The sequence below is a fragment of the Paenibacillus sp. 7523-1 genome (assembly GCF_002276415.1).
Classification (GTDB): domain Bacteria; phylum Bacillota; class Bacilli; order Paenibacillales; family Paenibacillaceae; genus Paenibacillus; species Paenibacillus illinoisensis_A.
In genome coordinates this window covers 1-17,580 of the sequence record NZ_NPBR01000034.1, presented here as the reverse complement: position 1 = coordinate 17,580, position 17,580 = coordinate 1, and the positions used below count along the sequence as shown (strand labels likewise).

Genomic DNA, 17,580 nt, shown 5'->3' with positions numbered 1-17,580 from the left:
GAATTCGGGAAGGGCTGTTCTCACCGGTCCTGCCCGATTTTGCGCCGCCTCGAATATATTGGAGGTTAACATTCATGTCGAACATGCGACCGGTTCAGATCCGGCTGCACAGCCGTTATGAAGGCGAAGATGTGCTGCAGGAAATGAAGGGTGAAGCCGTTTTGAAGGGTTCTGTGCTCTACGTTCGTTACGAAGAGCCACAGGCTGGACCTGAGGGCGGCATTACCCGAACAACATTGAAGCTTGGTGGACAATCCCTCAAGATTATACGCCATGGTGAGGTGGAATCGGAGCAAACGTTTGAAATGAATCGCAAGCTCCCAGGTTTTTACCGATCACCTTACATGTCATTTACCCTGTCCACGCATACACATAAGCTGGACCTTTCCATACAGGGATTGAGCGCACGCGCAGCGTGGAGCTATGACTTTTACCGCTTTGACGAAGAAGCCGGACATTTTGAGATCAGTTTGCACATACAGGAGGAACCAATTTCATGACACGTAATCCACTAGATACGATTAACGAACGGGTAAGTACCGCGATCGGCAATGCTGTTGTTGCTGCCGGCCTCGTTACGCAAGAGGAACTGCCAGCCATCACACTTGAAGTGCCGCGTGACAAGTCGCACGGGGATTTGGCGACCAACGCAGCCATGCAGCTGACCAAGATTGCCAAGCGCAACCCACGCCAGATTGCAGAAGAGATCATTGCGAATCTGAACCTTGTGGAAGCTGGAATCGAGAAGGCAGAGATTGCCGGACCAGGATTTATCAACTTCAAATTGGACAAGAGCTACCTTTACCCGGTGCTTGGACTTGTTCATGAACAAGGTGAGAACTACGGACGGATCAATGTCGGCGAAGGGCGCAAGGTCGAGATGGAGTTTGTCAGTGCGAACCCGACAGGCAGCTTGCATCTGGGACATGCCCGTGGAGCGGCTGTGGGTGATGCGCTCTGCAACATCCTCGATTATGCCGGATATGACGTAACACGTGAATATTACATTAATGATGCGGGTAACCAGGTGTTTAACCTGGCACGTTCCATTGAAGCACGGTATTTGCAGGAGCTGGGCCAGGATGCCGAGATGCCTGAAGATGGTTACCACGGCGAGGATATCAAAGGATTTGCCAAGGAGCTGGTAGCCGAAAAGGGAGACAGCTTGCTGTCGATGCATCCAGGTGATCGTGCTGCCTATTTCCGTGACTATGGTTTGGAGAAAGAGCTAGATAAAATCAAGCGCGACCTGAATCGCTTCCGCGTTAACTTTGACATCTGGTTCAGCGAGACTTCTTTGTACGACAATGGGGAAGTGCTTCGTGTGCTTGACGAATTGCGTGATCGCGACGAAATTTACGAAAAAGACGGAGCAACTTGGCTGAAAACCATGCAATATGGTGACGACAAAGAACGTGTATTAATCAAAAACGATGGCACGTACACGTACCTGACACCGGATATTGCATATCACCGTGACAAGTATTCCCGTGGATATGACACAATGATCAACATTTGGGGAGCCGACCACCATGGATATATTCCACGGATGAAAGCAGCAATGCAGGCACTGGGTAATGACCCATCCAAGCTGGTGGTATTGATTGCACAGATGGTGAGCTTGTTCCAGAACGGTGAAAAAGTGAAGATGTCGAAGCGTACCGGTAAAGCGGTAACGATGGAAGACCTGATGGATGAAGTGGGTATTGATGCAATCCGTTACTTCTTCACGATGCGCAGCATGGATTCCCATCTGGACTTTGATATGGATCTCGCGATTTCGACGTCCAATGAGAACCCGGTATTCTACGTGCAATATGCACATGCCCGCGTATGCAGCGTATACCGTCAGGCTGAAGAGCAGGGTATTGAGCTGCTGCCGCTGGCACAGATTGACCTGTCCAAGCTGACGACGGAACATGAATTCGATCTTCTTCGCAAAATGGGTGAGCTGCCTGAAGAGATTGCCGCAGCAGCTACCGGATATGCGCCTCATCGCATGATCCGTTATGTCTATGAGCTGGCTTCATTGTTCCACAGCTACTATCGTGCTGAACGCGTCATTACCGAAGACGCGGGTCAAACCCAAGCGCGTCTGGCGCTGATCGGTGCTGTTCGCACCGTCATCGCGACAGCGCTCCGTCTGGTAGGCGTATCCGCACCAGACAAAATGTAAACCGTGAGGGCAAGCACCGCAGCAGCGGCTTGGCCGATCGCAAAAAGTCTCCATGCATCACGCCTGCAATGCAGCGTGGACATGGAGACTTTTTGTTGTGCCCGGTGCTTCATCCCGCCAAGGCTTGGCGGACCAGCCGGGCACCGAGCCAGCCAGACTGCCATAGGCTGCTGCTGGCAAGACCCCAAGAGCAGCAGCAATACGCAGCTGCCCCATTACCCGCCGCCCTCCTGCATCAGCCGGAGTGCGTCAATCTCGCCACCGCGCACTTTGCTCTTCGCGGTGGTGGACTTGCGTGCACGCAGCGGAACGGTTGCGCGCTTGACCAGCGTCTTGATCTCGCTGGGCGAGAGACCCGGATGCTTCGCGAGCAGCAGCGCAATAGCGCCGCTCACATGGGACGTAGCCATGGATGTGCCACTCATCTCATGGTGCTTGCCCTGCACCCAGGAAGAGATGATCTTGTCGCCAGGGGCATAGACATCCACATATGCACCGCGGTTGCTGAAGGACGCAATCCGCCGATTTTTGTCGGTGGCTCCCACCGAGATGGTCTGCGGATAGCGTGCAGGATAATCGATACTGCGGCGTTTGCCGTCATTTCCTGACGAAGCCACAATGACGATGCCAGCCTGATGTGCACGGTTAACCACATCAAGGAGTGCCTTGCTGCGGGTTTTCATACCGAAACTCATATTGATAATATCGACCCGGTTACGCACACACCAGTCGATGCCCAGTACAATATCAGAGACATAGGCGGAACCGTTATGGTCAAATGCCTTGACCGGATAGATCAGGGAACGTGGAGCTACGCCAATCATGCCTTCCGTGCTATTCGCTGCGGCGATCGTTCCGGCAATATGGGTACCATGACCGTTGTCGTCATGAGGAAGCAGACTGCGGTTTAACAGGTTGATCCCGCGAGCCAGGGAGTACCTGAGGTCAGGGTGGTGATAATCGGCACCTGTATCGATCACGCCGATTTTGATCCGGTGTCCTGTGGAGACGGACCATACTTTCGGTGCGCGAATCTGCTTCACTCCCCATGGAACCCCTTGAGCTGTGGCCGGCTTGTTGTGAAGTGCTGTTGCATGAAGGGAGATTTGCATATCTTCCTCTACGGTAATCTCATCACGGTATTGATCCAGAACCTCCGGACAATGGACCGGAGCGATAATGGAGCGGGCCAGCCGTGAGGATCGTACCATGCTAAGATGAGTATGCTCATTCCGCATCCGCGAGAGCTCAAGCAGACAGGCTTCATACTGTCCAGGTTTGGCGAACCGGATCAGGTACCGCCCTGCCTGTTCCGGTTCAGGACGTTGCATTCCTTCAACTAATTGATGCAAAAAACCAGTATAGTCCATTATGGGCTGCCCCCTTCGGGATGAACATGCTGAGGTATTCTATGAATGCGTTCATCCCGCCGCATGGGGAACTTGCCCTTTTTTTACAAAAAGGCGTTCTCTTCGTGTCAAAACGGGCGCAGGGACATATGATGGATGGAGAGCTAGAGGGCTCTTGCGGGGAACCTGGTGAGGAGCAATCCTACGAGGGTATACAGTCAGAAGGCGGAGGGGACTCCGTCTTTTTCATTTTTCGCTAACTTTTACAGAATCGACATATTTGCAAACGGGAAGCACGGCACCTTGAATTTATATCAAATGCCTACATAAAAACTTGCTTTTTACCGCTAAATAGGTTTTACTTAGGTTTGTTAATGGATATGTTATACGTAACGGTCCAGCTCGTAGGGATATAAAGTGAATTATGTGTGAGAGGAAGTGTCTGTCAGTGAGTACCTCGCTCAATTTGAAAATTGATAAAGAAAAGGTAAGAGAGATTCCTTTGGTTGACCTTGCCTTTATGGTGCTGAAAGCGGCCAATACGCCGTACTACTACCGTGATTTGATGAATGAGGTAGCGAAACAGCGCGGAATGACTGATGAAGAAATCAACGAGTTTATCGCCCAGCTATATACCGAGATCAATATCGATGGCCGTTTTGCCTGTGTCGGTACAAGTCTTTGGGGATTGAAACGCTGGTATCCAGTAGGTGGAACAGAAGACTCCATGACGGGTGCGAAGCGTCCGCGCATCATTAACGATGAAGACGATGATCTGGAAGATGAGGACTTTGGCGAAGAGGAAGACAGCTACAACAGCGACGAAGACTTCGACAATGCCGATGATGATCAAGATGATGATGACGACGATGACGACGACGATGACGACATCTTTGATGAAGATGACAGCGATGAAGAAGTCCTTGTTGAAGATGATGATTTGGAAGACGAAGACCTCGATGAAGACGATGAAGATGAGTCCGAAGACGAGGATGATTTTGACGACGATTCCGATAAGTAACCGTCATTTTTGACGTCGATAATTTACCCGTTTTCCCCAGATAGTCAGCCTTGACAGCGAACGGGGTAACGGGTAAACTATTGCATGGGCTTATGAATGAGCGAGAATATATTTATGTTTTTTATAAAAAGTGCCCCGTCCTGCGGGAGTACTTTTTTTTGTATTTTTAGAGGCTGAATATTGCAAAATGATTGATTTCCGCACGCTCCCGGCCAAACATCCGTGGCCCGTTTTTTGTATATAAAAAAAACGTCGATAAGAGATGGATTGATGCCAATTTGGGGACAGGCATGGATGTTTGGCTTTCGGAAAATTTGCACCATTCTTAGCTGTAGAGCAAGGTTTACACATGGTCTTCGCACAAAAGAGCAGTACGCAGATGCAGGGAATTTCTGCCATTGCTCTTTTTAACGATGATTACCTGGGAAACGGGTTACGATAACACCATATATCGCCTGAATTTCTGCATTTATATTAGGAGGGTAATAACAGTGACAAAGTATATTTTCGTGACGGGCGGAGTTGTGTCCTCCCTGGGTAAAGGGATCACGGCTGCCTCGTTGGGCAGACTGCTGAAAAACAGAGGTCTCAAGGTAACCATTCAAAAATTTGATCCATACATCAACATCGACCCGGGAACAATGAGTCCTTATCAGCACGGTGAGGTTTTTGTAACGGATGATGGCGCGGAAACGGATTTGGACCTTGGTCACTATGAACGTTTTATCGATATCAACCTCTCCAAAAACAGCAACGTCACGACGGGTAAAGTGTATTCCTCCGTTATTAGCAAAGAGCGCCGCGGAGAGTACCTCGGCGGCACGGTACAAGTTATTCCGCACATTACGAACGAGATCAAGGAGCGTGTATTCCGCGCTGGACGTGAAGCAGGTTCGGATGTTGTTATTACAGAGATCGGCGGAACTGTAGGCGACATCGAGAGCTTGCCTTTCCTGGAAGCTATTCGTCAGATCAAGAGTGATGTTGGCCGTGACAATGTAATGTATATCCATGTAACGCTGATTCCTTACATCAAGGCAGCTGGTGAAGTGAAAACCAAACCAACCCAGCACAGCGTAAAAGAATTGCGCAGTATCGGTATTCAGCCAAACGTGATTGTATGCCGTACAGAATATGAACTTTCCAAAGACATGAAAGCCAAAATCGCTCTCTTCTGCGACATTGATGAGAATGCCGTAGTTGAATGTCGCGATGCAAGCACGTTGTATGAAGTGCCTTTGAACCTGCGTGAAGAAGGTTTGGATGAAATCGTGGTAAATCACCTGAAGCTGACCACTCCTGCACCGGATATGAGCGAGTGGGAAGGGCTGGTTGACCGCATCAGCAAATTGCAGCGTACAGTTGAAATTGCCATTGTTGGTAAATATGTAGCACTGCACGATGCTTATTTGAGTGTTGTTGAATCCCTGTCTCATGCAGGATTTGCATCCAATGCAGATGTGAAGATTCGCTGGATCCATTCCGAAGATATCACAGACGAGAACGTTGGCGACCTGCTGCATGGTGTTGGCGGTATCCTTGTTCCTGGTGGTTTCGGAGATCGTGGTATCGAAGGTAAAGTGTCGGCAATCCGTTATGCCCGTGAGAAAAACATTCCATTCTTCGGTATTTGCCTGGGTATGCAGGTATCCGTAATCGAATATGCACGTTCCATTGTAGGTCTGAATGGTGCGAACAGCTCCGAGATTAACCCGGCTACCGAATTCCCGGTAATCGACCTGCTGCCAGAACAAAAAGATATCGAAAATCTGGGCGGTACAATGCGTCTGGGTCTATATCCTTGTAAGCTGCAAGAAGGTTCTTTGGCTATGGCATGTTATGATGATGAGTTGGTATATGAGAGACACCGTCACCGGTATGAGTTCAACAATGAGTACCGTGAAGCGATTGAAAAAGCAGGTCTGGTCATCTCCGGTACATCTCCGGATGGCCGTCTGGTTGAGATCGTGGAACTTCCGGGACACCCGTGGTTCCTGGCTGTACAATTCCATCCGGAATTTACATCCCGTCCGAACCGTCCACAGCCATTGTTCCGTGAATTCGTAAAAGCTTCATTGGAAAATGCAGAAAGATAATATTGAGTTTACCCTATAATGTAGAGGGGTGTTTGCCGAGTGGCCTGTGTTTGCAGGCTGGTGCGGTGAGCACCTCTTTTTTTGTTTCGGCAATAGCTTCCGTTCAAGTGTGACACGGATAAAATGTTTGCTGTAATTTGTGCGTGGGGCAGGATTTTAATGGGGAGGGTAGAATACTTATCATGACGACTATGGGATAGTTATCCAGATTCGGAGAAATACATGCTTTCCTAAAATCCAGGAGGTTACAGAGTGGAAAATAAAAAAGTGTTAATCGTTGATGACCAGAACGGGATTCGAATCCTCTTAATGGAAGTATTCAGCAGTGAAGGATATAACACATTCCAGGCTCCAAATGGCAAGATCGCTCTGGAAATTGTGAATACAGATAAACCTGATCTAGTGTTGCTCGATATGAAGATTCCGGGGATGGATGGCCTTGAAATTCTGAAGCATATTAAGGAGATTGACCCGGATATCAAAGTCATCATGATGACAGCTTATGGCGAACTGGACATGATTAAGGAAGCTACTGATCTCGGTGCTCTTATGCATTTCACGAAGCCGTTCGATATTGATGAAATGCGCGTGGCAGTCAACATGCAGCTTCGCAATGATACGGCGAATAGGTGCAGCTGAATCCTGTGAATGCAGGATTTTTTAGTCTGTGCTCTAGAGGTCATGTACTTCTTGGGGGTAAAGGGTATTTCGTCCAATTAACGAGGGAATATTGAAAATGGGAGCGGCTTCATGCGGTGTCTATGAAAACTGTGCTGCAAAGCACAGCATTTTTGCAAATGCTTGTTTAGTATTTGACATGGGATGTGGTATAATAAGCCCGTATGTGATTTCGGCTAAAAACCATAGACACAACCCAAACCCTAGGAGGATTGAAACCATGCCATTAGTTTCTATGACAAACATGTTGAACAAAGCACTTGAAGGAAAATATGCAGTTGGTCAATACAACATCAATAACCTTGAGTGGACTCAAGCGATTCTTGCAGCTGCAGAAGAAGAGAAATCTCCTGTAATCCTTGGTGTATCCGAAGGTGCAGCACGTCACATGGGTGGCTTCTACACAGTAGTTAAAATGGTAGAAGGACTTATTCATGACATGAAAATCACCGTTGAAGTTGCGATTCACCTGGACCACGGTTCCAGCTTTGATAAATGTAAAGAAGCAATCGATGCCGGATTCACTTCCGTTATGATCGACGGTTCCCACCACTCCATCGACGAGAACATTGAAATGACGAAAAAAGTCGTTGAATATGCACACGCTAAAGGCGTTTCCGTTGAAGCTGAAGTAGGTACTGTTGGCGGCCAGGAAGATGACGTTATCGGCGGCATCCAATACGCTGACCTGAACGAGTGTATCCGTATCGTCAAAGAAACAGGTATCGACACATTGGCACCAGCTCTGGGTTCCGTACACGGTCCTTACCAAGGCGAGCCAAACCTGGGCTTCAAAGAAATGGAAGAAGTTCGTGATGCGGTACAAGTTCCACTCGTATTGCACGGTGGTACAGGTATTCCTAAACATGATATCGATAAAGCCATTTCCCTGGGTACTTCCAAAATCAACGTAAACACTGAGAACCAAATTTCATTCACAAAAGCGGTTCGTGAAGTGCTTGCAGCTAAACCAAATGCTTACGATCCACGTACGTTCATCGTACCAGGCCGTGAAGCAATCAAAGAAACCGTTAAAGGTAAAATCCGCGAGTTTGGTTCCAACAACAAAGCGTAATTTATCTTTACCAGTTCCATACTGTGAAATGGAAAGAACACCGCCTAGCCGGTGTCTTTCCATTTTCACACCTTATTTCACGTAGGGAGCCATGAGCACGTTATGCCGTTCGTCGGCTGCAAAACACGTAGGGGGACATTAAGCTTTATGGAAAAATTGATGATTAGTGGCGGACGTCCGTTACAGGGGACTGTAACCATAAGCGGCGCCAAGAACAGCGCCATTGCGCTTATTCCTGCAGCATTGCTTGCCGAATCAGAGGTCGTGCTGGATAACCTGCCACTTTTGAGTGATGTGGCGGTTTATGCGGAAATTTTGGAGGAACTCGGAGCTCGTGTATTCTGGGAAGGCAGTCAGATGAAGATCGATCCTTCCGATATCAAATCTATACCTATGCCGAATGGTCCCGTGAAGAAGCTGCGTGCTTCGTATTATATGATGGGGGCATTGCTTGGCAGATTCAAAGAAGCAACAATTGGTTTGCCTGGAGGCTGTAACTTTGAGCCTCGTCCGATTGACCAACACATCAAAGGTTTTGAAGCGCTTGGCGCAACAGTAACGAACGAACATGGATCCATCCATCTGCATGCCAAAGAGCTGCGTGGAGCTAAGATTTATCTGGATGTAAGCAGTGTAGGTGCAACCATTAACATTATGCTGGCGGCCACACGTGCCAAAGGCTCTACAATTATCGAAAACGCGGCTAAAGAGCCTGAGATTATAGATGTAGCAACACTTTTGAATTCAATGGGTGCCAGCATCAAGGGTGCGGGTACTGAAACTATTCGTATTGAAGGCGTGTCGGAGCTCAAAGGCTGCCGTCATTCCATTATCCCGGACCGCATACAGGCGGGTACGTATATGATCGCCGCAGCGGCAACGCGCGGTAATGTTTTGATCGACAATGTCATTCCCAAACATCTGGAGGCGTTAACTGCCAAATTGCTGGAGATGGGTGTGGGCATTGAAGAGATGGATGAGAGTATTCGTGTCATTGGACAACCTTCCTATAGTCATGTGGATGTTAAGGCACTGGTGTACCCGGGGTTCCCAACCGATTTGCAGTCACCGATGACAAGTGTATTAACTCAAGCGACAGGCGTAAGTGTCCTGAGTGATTTTGTATACAGCAATCGATTTAAGCATGTGCCAGAGCTGGTGCGTATGGGCGCCAAAATTCGAGTGGAAGGTCGTTCAGCCATCATTGAAGGCGGTGCACTGAATGCGGCCAAAGTAAAAGCATCAGATCTTCGTGCCGGAGCAGCGCTGGTCATTGCCGGTCTGACGGTTAAAGAAGGTGTGACTGAAGTGACAGGTGTCGAGTTTATTGATCGTGGCTACGACCATCTCGTCACCAACCTGCGTCTTCTTGGTGCAGATGTGTGGCGTGAAACGGAATAGCGTAAGTTACCATATTGCAAGATTGGTGACTTGACGTTATTATTTTGACAGAACTGCATAACCTTACAACAATTGGGTAAACCTATTCTAATAGAGTTCTCAGCCTCTCCGGGATAAGACGAAATGGTTTTTATTTCCTTAACCGGAGGGTCTTTTTTTGGATCAAATATCATATGGCTGTATGAACTGACATCATTCCTTTTCCCCAAACCCCGATTTGTCTGTGCTCCATGACTGGGTACCCGGATCGAAAGCCTCGTGAATTATATGTTCACTTACAAGTGTGTAACACTGTATCATGGTCATCCCACCCGGAAACTTACACTCAACGACAAGTATTTGCATTATAACGGTTACATTCCGTACAATGGACAGAAGAGAACGCAGCTGATTTGTGTTGTTCTCCTATAGCCGATCATCAAGCGAAACTATCCATTTCACGGACTTATTAATTGAATAGGTGGTTATTATATGGATCTACAAATTTCCGATTTGGAAGAAATGAAACTAACGGACCTCTACAAACTGGCCAAAAAATATCAGATTCCCTACTATGGCACACTGAAGAAGAAAGAATTGATCTTTGCCATACTACGAGCTCAAGCTGAACAGAGTGGTTTGATGTTCATGCAAGGTGTGCTTGAGATCCTTCCGGAAGGTTACGGTTTTCTCCGCCCGATTAACTACCTGCCTAGCACCGAAGACATTTATATATCTGCCTCGCAGATTCGCAAGTTCGATCTTAGAACGGGTGACCTCGTATCTGGTAAATGTAGAACGCCGAAGGAAAACGAGAGATATTTCGGTTTGCTGCAAGTCAATGCGGTAAACGGTGAGAATCCTTCAGCTGCTGCGGAAAGACTTCACTTCCCGGCATTAACCCCACTGTATCCGCAGAAAAAGCTGGTTCTCGAAACATCCCCCAACCATTTGTCTACACGCATTATGGATGTGCTGGCTCCTGTAGGTTTGGGACAGCGCGGATTGATCGTAGCACCTCCCAAAGCAGGTAAGACGCTTCTCCTCAAAGAAATTGCCAACAGCATTTCAACCAACAATCCAGAAATTGAACTGTTTGTCCTGTTGATTGATGAACGTCCGGAGGAAGTAACGGATATGTCTCGTTCGGTAAAAGGGGAAGTTGTGGCTTCTACGTTCGATGAGCTGCCTGAGAATCATATCAAGGTTGCGGAACTGGTGCTGGAACGTGCTCTGCGTCTGGTTGAGGCGAAAAAAGATGTAGTTATTTTGCTGGACAGCATTACGCGTCTTGCTCGTGCATATAACCTGGTTATCCCACCATCCGGACGGACACTTAGTGGGGGTATTGACCCTGCAGCATTCCATCGCCCAAAACGTTTCTTCGGATCTGCGCGGAATGTGGAAGAGGGCGGCAGCCTGACTATTCTGGCAACAGCGTTAATCGATACGGGATCTCGTATGGATGATATTATCTATGAAGAGTTTAAAGGTACGGGCAATATGGAGCTTCATCTGGACCGCAAACTGGCAGAACGCCGTATCTTCCCGGCCATCGATATTCGCCGTTCGGGTACACGCCGAGAAGAAGTGTTGCTAAGCAAGGAAGAGCTGGATACCATCTGGACCATTCGTAAAAATATGAATGACTCCCATGATTTTGTGGAAAGCTTCCTGAAAAAACTGCGCAACAGCAAAACGAATGCTGAATTTTTGGCTGCGTTCGATGCAGCGGGCAACAATACAAGCAATTCGGGGACCACAACGACTCGGCGTTCGCCGAGACAGACGGCTACCTCAGCAACAACAACTTAAAAAGTAATACTTTTACGCATTCGAATTTGGCAGTTCTGCTGCTGGATTTACCATAAACTCGTCGTTCGGTTTAACCCATTAGATGTGAGGAGAACATCATGTATTTAGTATACGCAGATGAAAAAGGAAATGTATTTGATCACCCATCCCTGTATGGGCTTGCCCGTAGTGGAGATATGATCGTTGAAATTATGGAGGATGAACTCATTCCTCTACCAGAGGGAGCAACTCTGGTTGGATTACCAAGCACTCGTCCCATTGGGATGGATCCAGACACCGGCGAGATGATGCCTCTTCCGAGTGATACACAGGCGGTCGGAGCTTTGCTCCCGCAAGGGTTTACTCGGCTGTGTTTGCCGGGTTATGTGAAAACAGATAAAGAGTATAAGCTTCCTTTGTTCGGGTACTCCGCAGTGGTATGGAAAGATGACGCATTCTACGTTACAGCCCGGATGTCCGATCATCCGGATCAGTGGAATCCGCTGAACTGTGACCGTGATGACGTACGTGCTGGAGTTACGCGCATGACCGAAAAGTATCCTGAGAATCGTCTGTATACCCATTTGTCCAACTGTGCACTTGGATATGAATGTCTGACATCGTCAAATACGTTCCTGAATCGTTGGGAAGGTGGAGTTCCGGTATCGTATTCCTGTAACGCAGGCTGCTTCGGATGTATTTCGGAACAACCAGATGACAGTGGCTTTGTTTCCCCGCAGACCCGAATGAATTTCCGGCCTCGTGTGGACGAAATTGTTGAGGTTATGCTGGAACACCTGAAAACACCAGAGTCCATTATCAGCTTTGGGCAGGGATGTGAAGGTGAGCCGTCAACTCAGGCTAAGTTGATTATTGAGGCCATTCGTGAGGTGCGTTCCATTACGGATATGGGATATATCAATATTAACACCAATGCTGGTTTGAATGACCATATTCGGGGCATCGTGGATGCGGGGCTTGATTTGATGCGTGTGAGTACGATTAGTGCACTGGATGACCACTATAATGCGTACTACAAACCACGGGGTTATACACTTGCAAACGTTGAGAAGTCAATGAAGTATGCGGCTCAACAAGGTGTGTACACATCGATTAACTATTTGATCTTCCCAGGTGTCACGGATCGTGAAGAGGAGATTGAAGCAATGATTGAGTTTGCCCGGAGAACAGACCTGCGCTTAATTCAAATGCGGAATCTGAACATCGACCCGGAGAGTTATCTGGAACTTATCCCTCCAGCTCAAGGTGATATTCTCGGAATGAAGCAAATGATTGAGATCTTCGAAGAAGAGCTGCCTGATGTTGTTATTGGCTCGTATACACACGTTCCTCCAGCCGGGATGGCGCGTCCGAAACGACTCATCACCTCTTGATAATATTCGATTGCAACACGCATGAGGCCGTGTTATAATCTCTGAAGTTGTGCCATTTACTCTGGGTCCGCTTGAGGCTCAGGGCGGAAAGAGGTGAAAGGTAATGAAAGAAGCAATTCATCCTAAATACACGATCGGTCAAGTAACCTGCGCTTGCGGTAACACTTTTGAGACTGGTTCAGTTAAAGAAGGACTTCGTGTAGAGATTTGCTCCGCTTGCCACCCGTTCTTCACCGGTAAACAGAAGTTTATCGATGCTGGCGGCCGTGTCGATCGTTTCAAGAAAAAATACGGAATCTAATTCAGCAATTCCCTGGGGATTGTCTGCTAATTGCATCCAACCCACCCCTGCCTATTGGCAGGGGTTTTTATATAGGGATAAAGGTTCCAGTTCACACCTGGTTGCAATTTGGATAAGCTTACGTTATACTATTTCTTACCGTGCTAGATGGGGAGGTAGCGGTGCCCTGTAACTCGCAATCCGCTATAGCGAGGTTGAATTCCTGCTAGAGGTTTTGTCGATGTGAGGTTTGGTCCCTGAACGTGGTGTTGACGGTTGGGTCCTCCGCAATGAGTACTCATGAACCTGGTCAGGTCCGGAAGGAAGCAGCCATAAGTGAGATCACTCTTGTGCCGGAGGGTTGCCTAGCCTGAGCTGTTGTTCAGGGGTGCCACTTGGATCGCAATTATCGATAGCAGGTGCACGGCTTACCATTTGAAATGTAGAGACCTTTGCAGTTGTATGTATGCAGAGGTCTTTTTGATATGTACAAAAAAACTACGCATCATGGGTCAGATAAAGTTTGGAATCACCCCGGAATATAGTATAATGGGGGAACGACAAAGGACTCGAATGCGAAGTGGAAGGAAGGTAACGCATCATGGAGCATATCGCGTTATACCGGGCTTGGCGTCCCCAGTCGTTTCAAGATATGGTGGGACAACAGCATATTATTCAGACCTTGCAGAACGCGATTCGTGAACAGCGGACTTCCCATGCCTACTTGTTTAACGGGCCCAGAGGAACGGGGAAGACCAGTGCCGCCAAGATTTTGGCCAAAGCTGTAAACTGCGAGCGCGGACCTGCGCCTGAGCCTTGTAACGAATGTGAAACTTGCCGCAGGATCACGGCCGGTTCGGTAATGGATGTGCAGGAGATTGATGCTGCATCCAACCGGGGTGTTGAAGAGATCCGCGATCTTCGTGAAAAGGTTAAATATGCCCCGACGGAAGTCCGGCAGAAAGTCTATATTATTGATGAAGTGCACATGTTAACGACAGAGGCGTTTAACGCTTTGCTCAAAACATTGGAGGAACCTCCTCCACATGTAATGTTTATTTTGGCAACAACCGAACCACACCGCCTTCCGGCCACGATTATCTCCAGGTGTCAGCGATTCGATTTCCGCCGGGTTTCCCTAGAGGAGCAGACGGCCAGACTTACGTTGATCTGCGAACAGGAGGGTATGGAGGCTGATCAGGATGCGCTCCAATACATCGCTCGTCTGTCGGACGGGGGAATGCGAGATGCGCTCAGTGTTCTGGATCAGATCTCTTCTTTCACAGATGGAAGAGTAACATATCAGCAGGTTATGGATATGACCGGAGGAATTCCTTCAGAGCAATTTGCCAAGCTTGCCGCTTCACTGCTTAAAGGTGATGTCGGACATATTTTGCAGATGATCGAAGGGTTTATGCATGAAGGCAAGAGTGCAGATAAATGTATGGAAAACTTGCTGTATTACTTCCGTGATTTACTTATGATCAAGATGGTACCGGATGCTGATAAACTGACAGACCGGGTGCTTAACCCCGAGTCTTTCCGTGATATGGCAGAATCCTTCACGAAGGAACAGCTGTTCCAGATGATTGATACACTTAACCGATACCAGAGTGAGATGAAATATGCAGTACAGCCACAAACGTTATTTGAAGTGGCTCTGCTCAAGCTGTGCAGTATACCTGCGCAGGGAGGGGTACCGAATCAAGCCGCTGTGTCAGCAGGAGCGACGGCGTCCTCGCAAGCTGACAGCGGCGAAATTAACCGCTTAAAACAACAGCTTGCTGAGCTGGAGAAGAAGCTGGATCGTGCACTGAAAAGTGGTCTCTCTGGTGGAGAGGCTGCACCAAGCAGTCCTTCACGATCGGCAACTCGTGCTCCCGTATCCAGGGGGAATGCTCCGGCGAAGCTGCCTGCACAGCTGGATCAATACGTGGCGCGCAAGGGATCTCCAGAATTCGTGGAGATCAGCAGAAAGTGGAGTCAAATCTTGCAGCGTGTTAAAGAAGAGAAGGTTACGGTCCATGCCTGGTTTATGGATGGTGAGCCTGTATCCATGCTGGAAGACAATGTATTGGTTGCTTTCAAAAACAACATTCACCGTGAAACGACAGAGAAGCAGGCTAATCGTGAAGTGATCGAGCGTGTGCTGTCTGAACAGCTTGGGCGTTCAGCACGTCTGGTGACGATGATGCTTAAGGACTGGACGGGAGCTATGGAAGGAGCTGCTGAAGCGCCAAAGGAGGACTTTAAGCTTGAACCTGAGCATGAAGACGGCGGGTCAGGCAGCAAGCAACCTTGGATTGATGAAGCCATCCAGCTCTTCGGTGAGGATCTTGTAGTGATTAAGGAATAGATAGATGTATCTAGCGCTAGCGCGCATCATTAACTATAACAAAGGAGATGAACAATCATGAACAACATGAACCAAATGATGAAGCAAGTGAAGAAAATGCAGGAGCAAATGCTGAAGGCACAAGAGGAACTGGCTGACAAAACGGTTCAAGGTACTTCGGGTGGCGGTGTAGTTACAGCTGAGGTTAACGGACACAAGAAATTGCTGTCCATTACCATTAAACCTGAAGCGGTGGATCCGGAAGATGTAGAAATGCTGCAGGATCTCGTTATGACTGCTGTAAATGATGCGATGACCAAAGCTGATGAAATTGCTAACCAGGATATGGGCAAATTCACAGGCGGTATGAAAATTCCGGGATTGTTTTAATTAAAATTGATCCTGTCAAAGGAGACACAATCGATTGTATTATCCCGAACCGATAGCGAAACTTATTGATGCTTTTACCCGTTTGCCGGGTATTGGCCCCAAGACAGCTGCGCGACTAGCTTTTCATGTGCTCAACATGAAGGAAGATGACGTTATTGATTTTGCCAAGGCGCTTGTTAGTGTGAAGCGTAACCTTCATTATTGCTCGATATGCTGTAATATCACAGATACCGATCCATGCCGCATTTGTCAGGATAAATCCCGGGATGGTTCTGTCATTTGTGTGGTTCAAGATTCCAAGGACCTTGTTGCGATGGAGCGTACCAAAGAATTTGATGGGTACTATCATGTGCTGCAGGGTGCGATCTCTCCAATGGAGGGAATCGGCCCTGATGATATTCGGTTGAAGGAGCTGTTGACCCGGCTGAGTGATGAACGGGTGCAAGAATTAATTCTGGCAACGAATCCGAATATTGAGGGTGAGGCGACGGCGATGTATATTTCCCGTCTGGTTCGTCCGTTCGAGATTACAGTTACCCGGATAGCCCATGGACTGCCTGTGGGTGGAGACTTGGAGTATGCAGATGAAGTGACGCTATCCAAAGCGCTGGAAGGTCGCAGAGAGATCCGATGAGGTGTATGTGCGATTAAGAGGCAAATGGCTTTGCATAGAGTGAAATAGTTGAAGATTTGAATGAATTCATCCAGAGAGCCGAGAGGCTCTCTTTTTTTTGTTGGCGAGAACGAAGTATCACGGAGAAATTTGTGGCTCATAGTTCTAAGTTTGTCCTTCCCTTGATAAGTATGAGAATATGCTGTGCTGAATCAAAGGGGGGGAGCTTATGTTTTTCTGGAAAAATGCAGGACGGGCAGTGGAGAAACGCACCCAAATGCAGAAGGAGCTTGAAGAAGAACAGATCTACTTGGAGATTGAAAAGGCAAAAGCGGAGTGGGAGCGTGCTGTAAGGCAGTTTGAAGAAGCGCAGGGGGAAGATGAAATTGATTATGCTATATATGTTCTGGAAGCAGCAGAGCGTAAGTACCAGATTCATCTGAAGCGGGCGAAAAGGGCAGGAATGAAGAAGTCAGCTGTAATGGATCGGGGTATGAGTGTGTGACGAAAGAATAAGACAGGGAGGTGCTTATTATGAAAAGTGTGATTCTAGGAAGTGTGCTTGTGGTTTCATTACTGGCGCTAGTGATCATATTGTTCAGAAAGCGAATCGGATTGTCGTGGGTAACATCATTTGGGATACATCTGGCTTTGGCTGCGATAGGGATCTATGTTGTCAATTATTCCGGTTGGATTACGGGGGCCTACATACCGCTGAATCCTGCTACAATCGGTACAGTAAGTATTTTGGGCCTGCCAGGAGTAGGGCTTTTGCTGGGGTTGAAAATTTCTTTGTTTGGGTAGTTGACTCTGTGCAGAGATCTATGATACATTATATCTCGTTGCTTTGCTTGCTTGGTCGAGAAAATTTGGAGAATAAACAAAGATCACTAAGAGCTTTGAAAATAAACTTCAAAAAAGTGCTTGACGAAAACAAACAAAGTATGATATATTATAAAAGTCGCCGCTGAGAGAAAATAGTGACGACAACGAATGAAT

17 protein-coding genes and 1 other RNA gene are annotated in these 17,580 nt (G+C 47.8%); 16 read left to right on the top strand and 2 right to left on the bottom strand.

Annotated elements, in window-relative coordinates; genetic code table 11:
• Positions 1-74: 74 nt before the first annotated feature.
• Both CHH60_RS29055 and argS read left to right on the top strand, forming a co-directional pair.
• The gene (locus tag CHH60_RS29055; RefSeq protein ID WP_095293474.1) at positions 75-500 is read left to right on the top strand and encodes a DUF1934 domain-containing protein; all 426 of its coding nucleotides are present in this window, start codon (positions 75-77) and stop codon (positions 498-500) included.
• Positions 497-2,176 (top strand): arginine--tRNA ligase, encoded by a 1,680-nt coding sequence (argS, locus tag CHH60_RS29050; protein WP_095293475.1) that lies wholly within the window; start codon positions 497-499, stop codon positions 2,174-2,176. Before CHH60_RS29055 ends, argS begins: the two co-directional genes overlap by 4 nt.
• 57 nt (positions 2,177-2,233) lie before the next feature.
• Here argS and CHH60_RS30025 read toward each other — a convergent pair whose 3' ends face one another.
• Both CHH60_RS30025 and CHH60_RS29045 read right to left on the bottom strand, forming a co-directional pair.
• Positions 2,234-2,392 carry a hypothetical protein gene (locus CHH60_RS30025; RefSeq protein WP_176476242.1) on the bottom strand — a complete coding sequence of 53 codons (159 nt, stop codon included), beginning with the start codon at positions 2,390-2,392 and terminating at the stop codon, positions 2,234-2,236.
• Positions 2,392-3,546 (bottom strand): S8 family peptidase, encoded by a 1,155-nt coding sequence (locus CHH60_RS29045; RefSeq protein WP_095362307.1) that lies wholly within the window; start codon positions 3,544-3,546, stop codon positions 2,392-2,394. The genes CHH60_RS30025 and CHH60_RS29045 overlap by 1 nt, the downstream gene beginning before the upstream one ends.
• Before the next feature lie 427 nt (positions 3,547-3,973).
• On the opposite strand from CHH60_RS29045, the gene rpoE reads away from it, so the two are divergent.
• The 14 genes from rpoE (at position 3,974) to CHH60_RS28970 (ending at position 17,385) form a co-directional block, all read left to right on the top strand.
• On the top strand, positions 3,974-4,546 hold the full coding sequence (gene rpoE, locus CHH60_RS29035) for a DNA-directed RNA polymerase subunit delta (protein WP_095362305.1): 573 nt from the start codon (positions 3,974-3,976) through the stop codon (positions 4,544-4,546).
• Between the two features lie 491 nt (positions 4,547-5,037).
• Positions 5,038-6,642, top strand: coding sequence for a CTP synthase (locus CHH60_RS29030; RefSeq protein ID WP_095362304.1), 1,605 nt, complete (start codon positions 5,038-5,040; stop codon positions 6,640-6,642).
• Positions 6,643-6,894: 252 nt separating this feature from the next.
• Positions 6,895-7,281: a response regulator gene (locus tag CHH60_RS29025; protein WP_095293480.1), complete on the top strand. Its 387-nt coding sequence runs from the start codon at positions 6,895-6,897 to the stop codon at positions 7,279-7,281.
• Between the two features lie 259 nt (positions 7,282-7,540).
• Positions 7,541-8,395, top strand: a complete 855-nt coding sequence (gene fba, locus CHH60_RS29020) for a class II fructose-1,6-bisphosphate aldolase (RefSeq protein ID WP_095362303.1) — start codon at positions 7,541-7,543, stop codon at positions 8,393-8,395.
• 147 nt (positions 8,396-8,542) lie between these two features.
• Complete coding sequence (locus CHH60_RS29015) at positions 8,543-9,796, top strand: UDP-N-acetylglucosamine 1-carboxyvinyltransferase (protein ID WP_095362302.1); 1,254 nt, start codon at positions 8,543-8,545, stop codon at positions 9,794-9,796.
• Between the two features lie 471 nt (positions 9,797-10,267).
• Positions 10,268-11,590 carry a transcription termination factor Rho gene (gene rho, locus CHH60_RS29010; protein WP_095293483.1) on the top strand — a complete coding sequence of 441 codons (1,323 nt, stop codon included), beginning with the start codon at positions 10,268-10,270 and terminating at the stop codon, positions 11,588-11,590.
• 98 nt (positions 11,591-11,688) lie between these two features.
• Positions 11,689-12,963: a radical SAM protein gene (locus tag CHH60_RS29005; protein ID WP_095293484.1), complete on the top strand. Its 1,275-nt coding sequence runs from the start codon at positions 11,689-11,691 to the stop codon at positions 12,961-12,963.
• Positions 12,964-13,066: 103 nt separating this feature from the next.
• On the top strand, positions 13,067-13,264 hold the full coding sequence (gene rpmE, locus CHH60_RS29000; RefSeq protein ID WP_095293485.1) for a 50S ribosomal protein L31: 198 nt from the start codon (positions 13,067-13,069) through the stop codon (positions 13,262-13,264).
• A 138-nt stretch (positions 13,265-13,402) separates the two neighbouring features.
• Positions 13,403-13,670: signal recognition particle sRNA large type (gene ffs, locus CHH60_RS28995), an RNA gene on the top strand.
• Between the two features lie 174 nt (positions 13,671-13,844).
• Positions 13,845-15,599: a DNA polymerase III subunit gamma/tau gene (gene dnaX / locus CHH60_RS28990; protein ID WP_095362301.1), complete on the top strand. Its 1,755-nt coding sequence runs from the start codon at positions 13,845-13,847 to the stop codon at positions 15,597-15,599.
• 57 nt (positions 15,600-15,656) lie between these two features.
• Complete coding sequence (locus CHH60_RS28985) at positions 15,657-15,968, top strand: YbaB/EbfC family nucleoid-associated protein (RefSeq protein ID WP_095362300.1); 312 nt, start codon at positions 15,657-15,659, stop codon at positions 15,966-15,968.
• A gap of 34 nt (positions 15,969-16,002) precedes the next feature.
• Entirely contained in the window at positions 16,003-16,602 is a 600-nt protein-coding gene (gene recR, locus CHH60_RS28980; protein ID WP_095362299.1) for a recombination mediator RecR, read from the top strand.
• A gap of 256 nt (positions 16,603-16,858) precedes the next feature.
• A complete protein-coding gene (locus CHH60_RS28975) occupies positions 16,859-17,086 on the top strand; it encodes a DUF2508 family protein (protein ID WP_095293491.1) in 228 nt (75 codons plus the stop codon).
• Positions 17,087-17,115: 29 nt separating this feature from the next.
• The gene (locus tag CHH60_RS28970; RefSeq protein ID WP_095293489.1) at positions 17,116-17,385 is read left to right on the top strand and encodes a pro-sigmaK processing inhibitor BofA family protein; all 270 of its coding nucleotides are present in this window, start codon (positions 17,116-17,118) and stop codon (positions 17,383-17,385) included.
• Positions 17,386-17,580: the final 195 nt, after the last annotated feature.

Coding starts and splice junctions, on each gene's coding strand:
- CHH60_RS29055 (WP_095293474.1), top strand. CDS start 75: ATGTCGAACATGCGACCGGTTCAGATCCGGCTGCACAGCCGTTATGAA.
- CHH60_RS29015 (WP_095362302.1), top strand. CDS start 8,543: ATGGAAAAATTGATGATTAGTGGCGGACGTCCGTTACAGGGGACTGTA.
- CHH60_RS29005 (WP_095293484.1), top strand. CDS start 11,689: ATGTATTTAGTATACGCAGATGAAAAAGGAAATGTATTTGATCACCCA.
- dnaX (WP_095362301.1), top strand. CDS start 13,845: ATGGAGCATATCGCGTTATACCGGGCTTGGCGTCCCCAGTCGTTTCAA.
- rho (WP_095293483.1), top strand. CDS start 10,268: ATGGATCTACAAATTTCCGATTTGGAAGAAATGAAACTAACGGACCTC.
- CHH60_RS30025 (WP_176476242.1), bottom strand. CDS start 2,392: ATGGGGCAGCTGCGTATTGCTGCTGCTCTTGGGGTCTTGCCAGCAGCA.
- argS (WP_095293475.1), top strand. CDS start 497: ATGACACGTAATCCACTAGATACGATTAACGAACGGGTAAGTACCGCG.
- CHH60_RS28975 (WP_095293491.1), top strand. CDS start 16,859: ATGCAGAAGGAGCTTGAAGAAGAACAGATCTACTTGGAGATTGAAAAG.
- CHH60_RS29045 (WP_095362307.1), bottom strand. CDS start 3,546: ATGGACTATACTGGTTTTTTGCATCAATTAGTTGAAGGAATGCAACGT.
- rpmE (WP_095293485.1), top strand. CDS start 13,067: ATGAAAGAAGCAATTCATCCTAAATACACGATCGGTCAAGTAACCTGC.
- CHH60_RS28985 (WP_095362300.1), top strand. CDS start 15,657: ATGAACAACATGAACCAAATGATGAAGCAAGTGAAGAAAATGCAGGAG.
- fba (WP_095362303.1), top strand. CDS start 7,541: ATGCCATTAGTTTCTATGACAAACATGTTGAACAAAGCACTTGAAGGA.
- CHH60_RS28970 (WP_095293489.1), top strand. CDS start 17,116: ATGAAAAGTGTGATTCTAGGAAGTGTGCTTGTGGTTTCATTACTGGCG.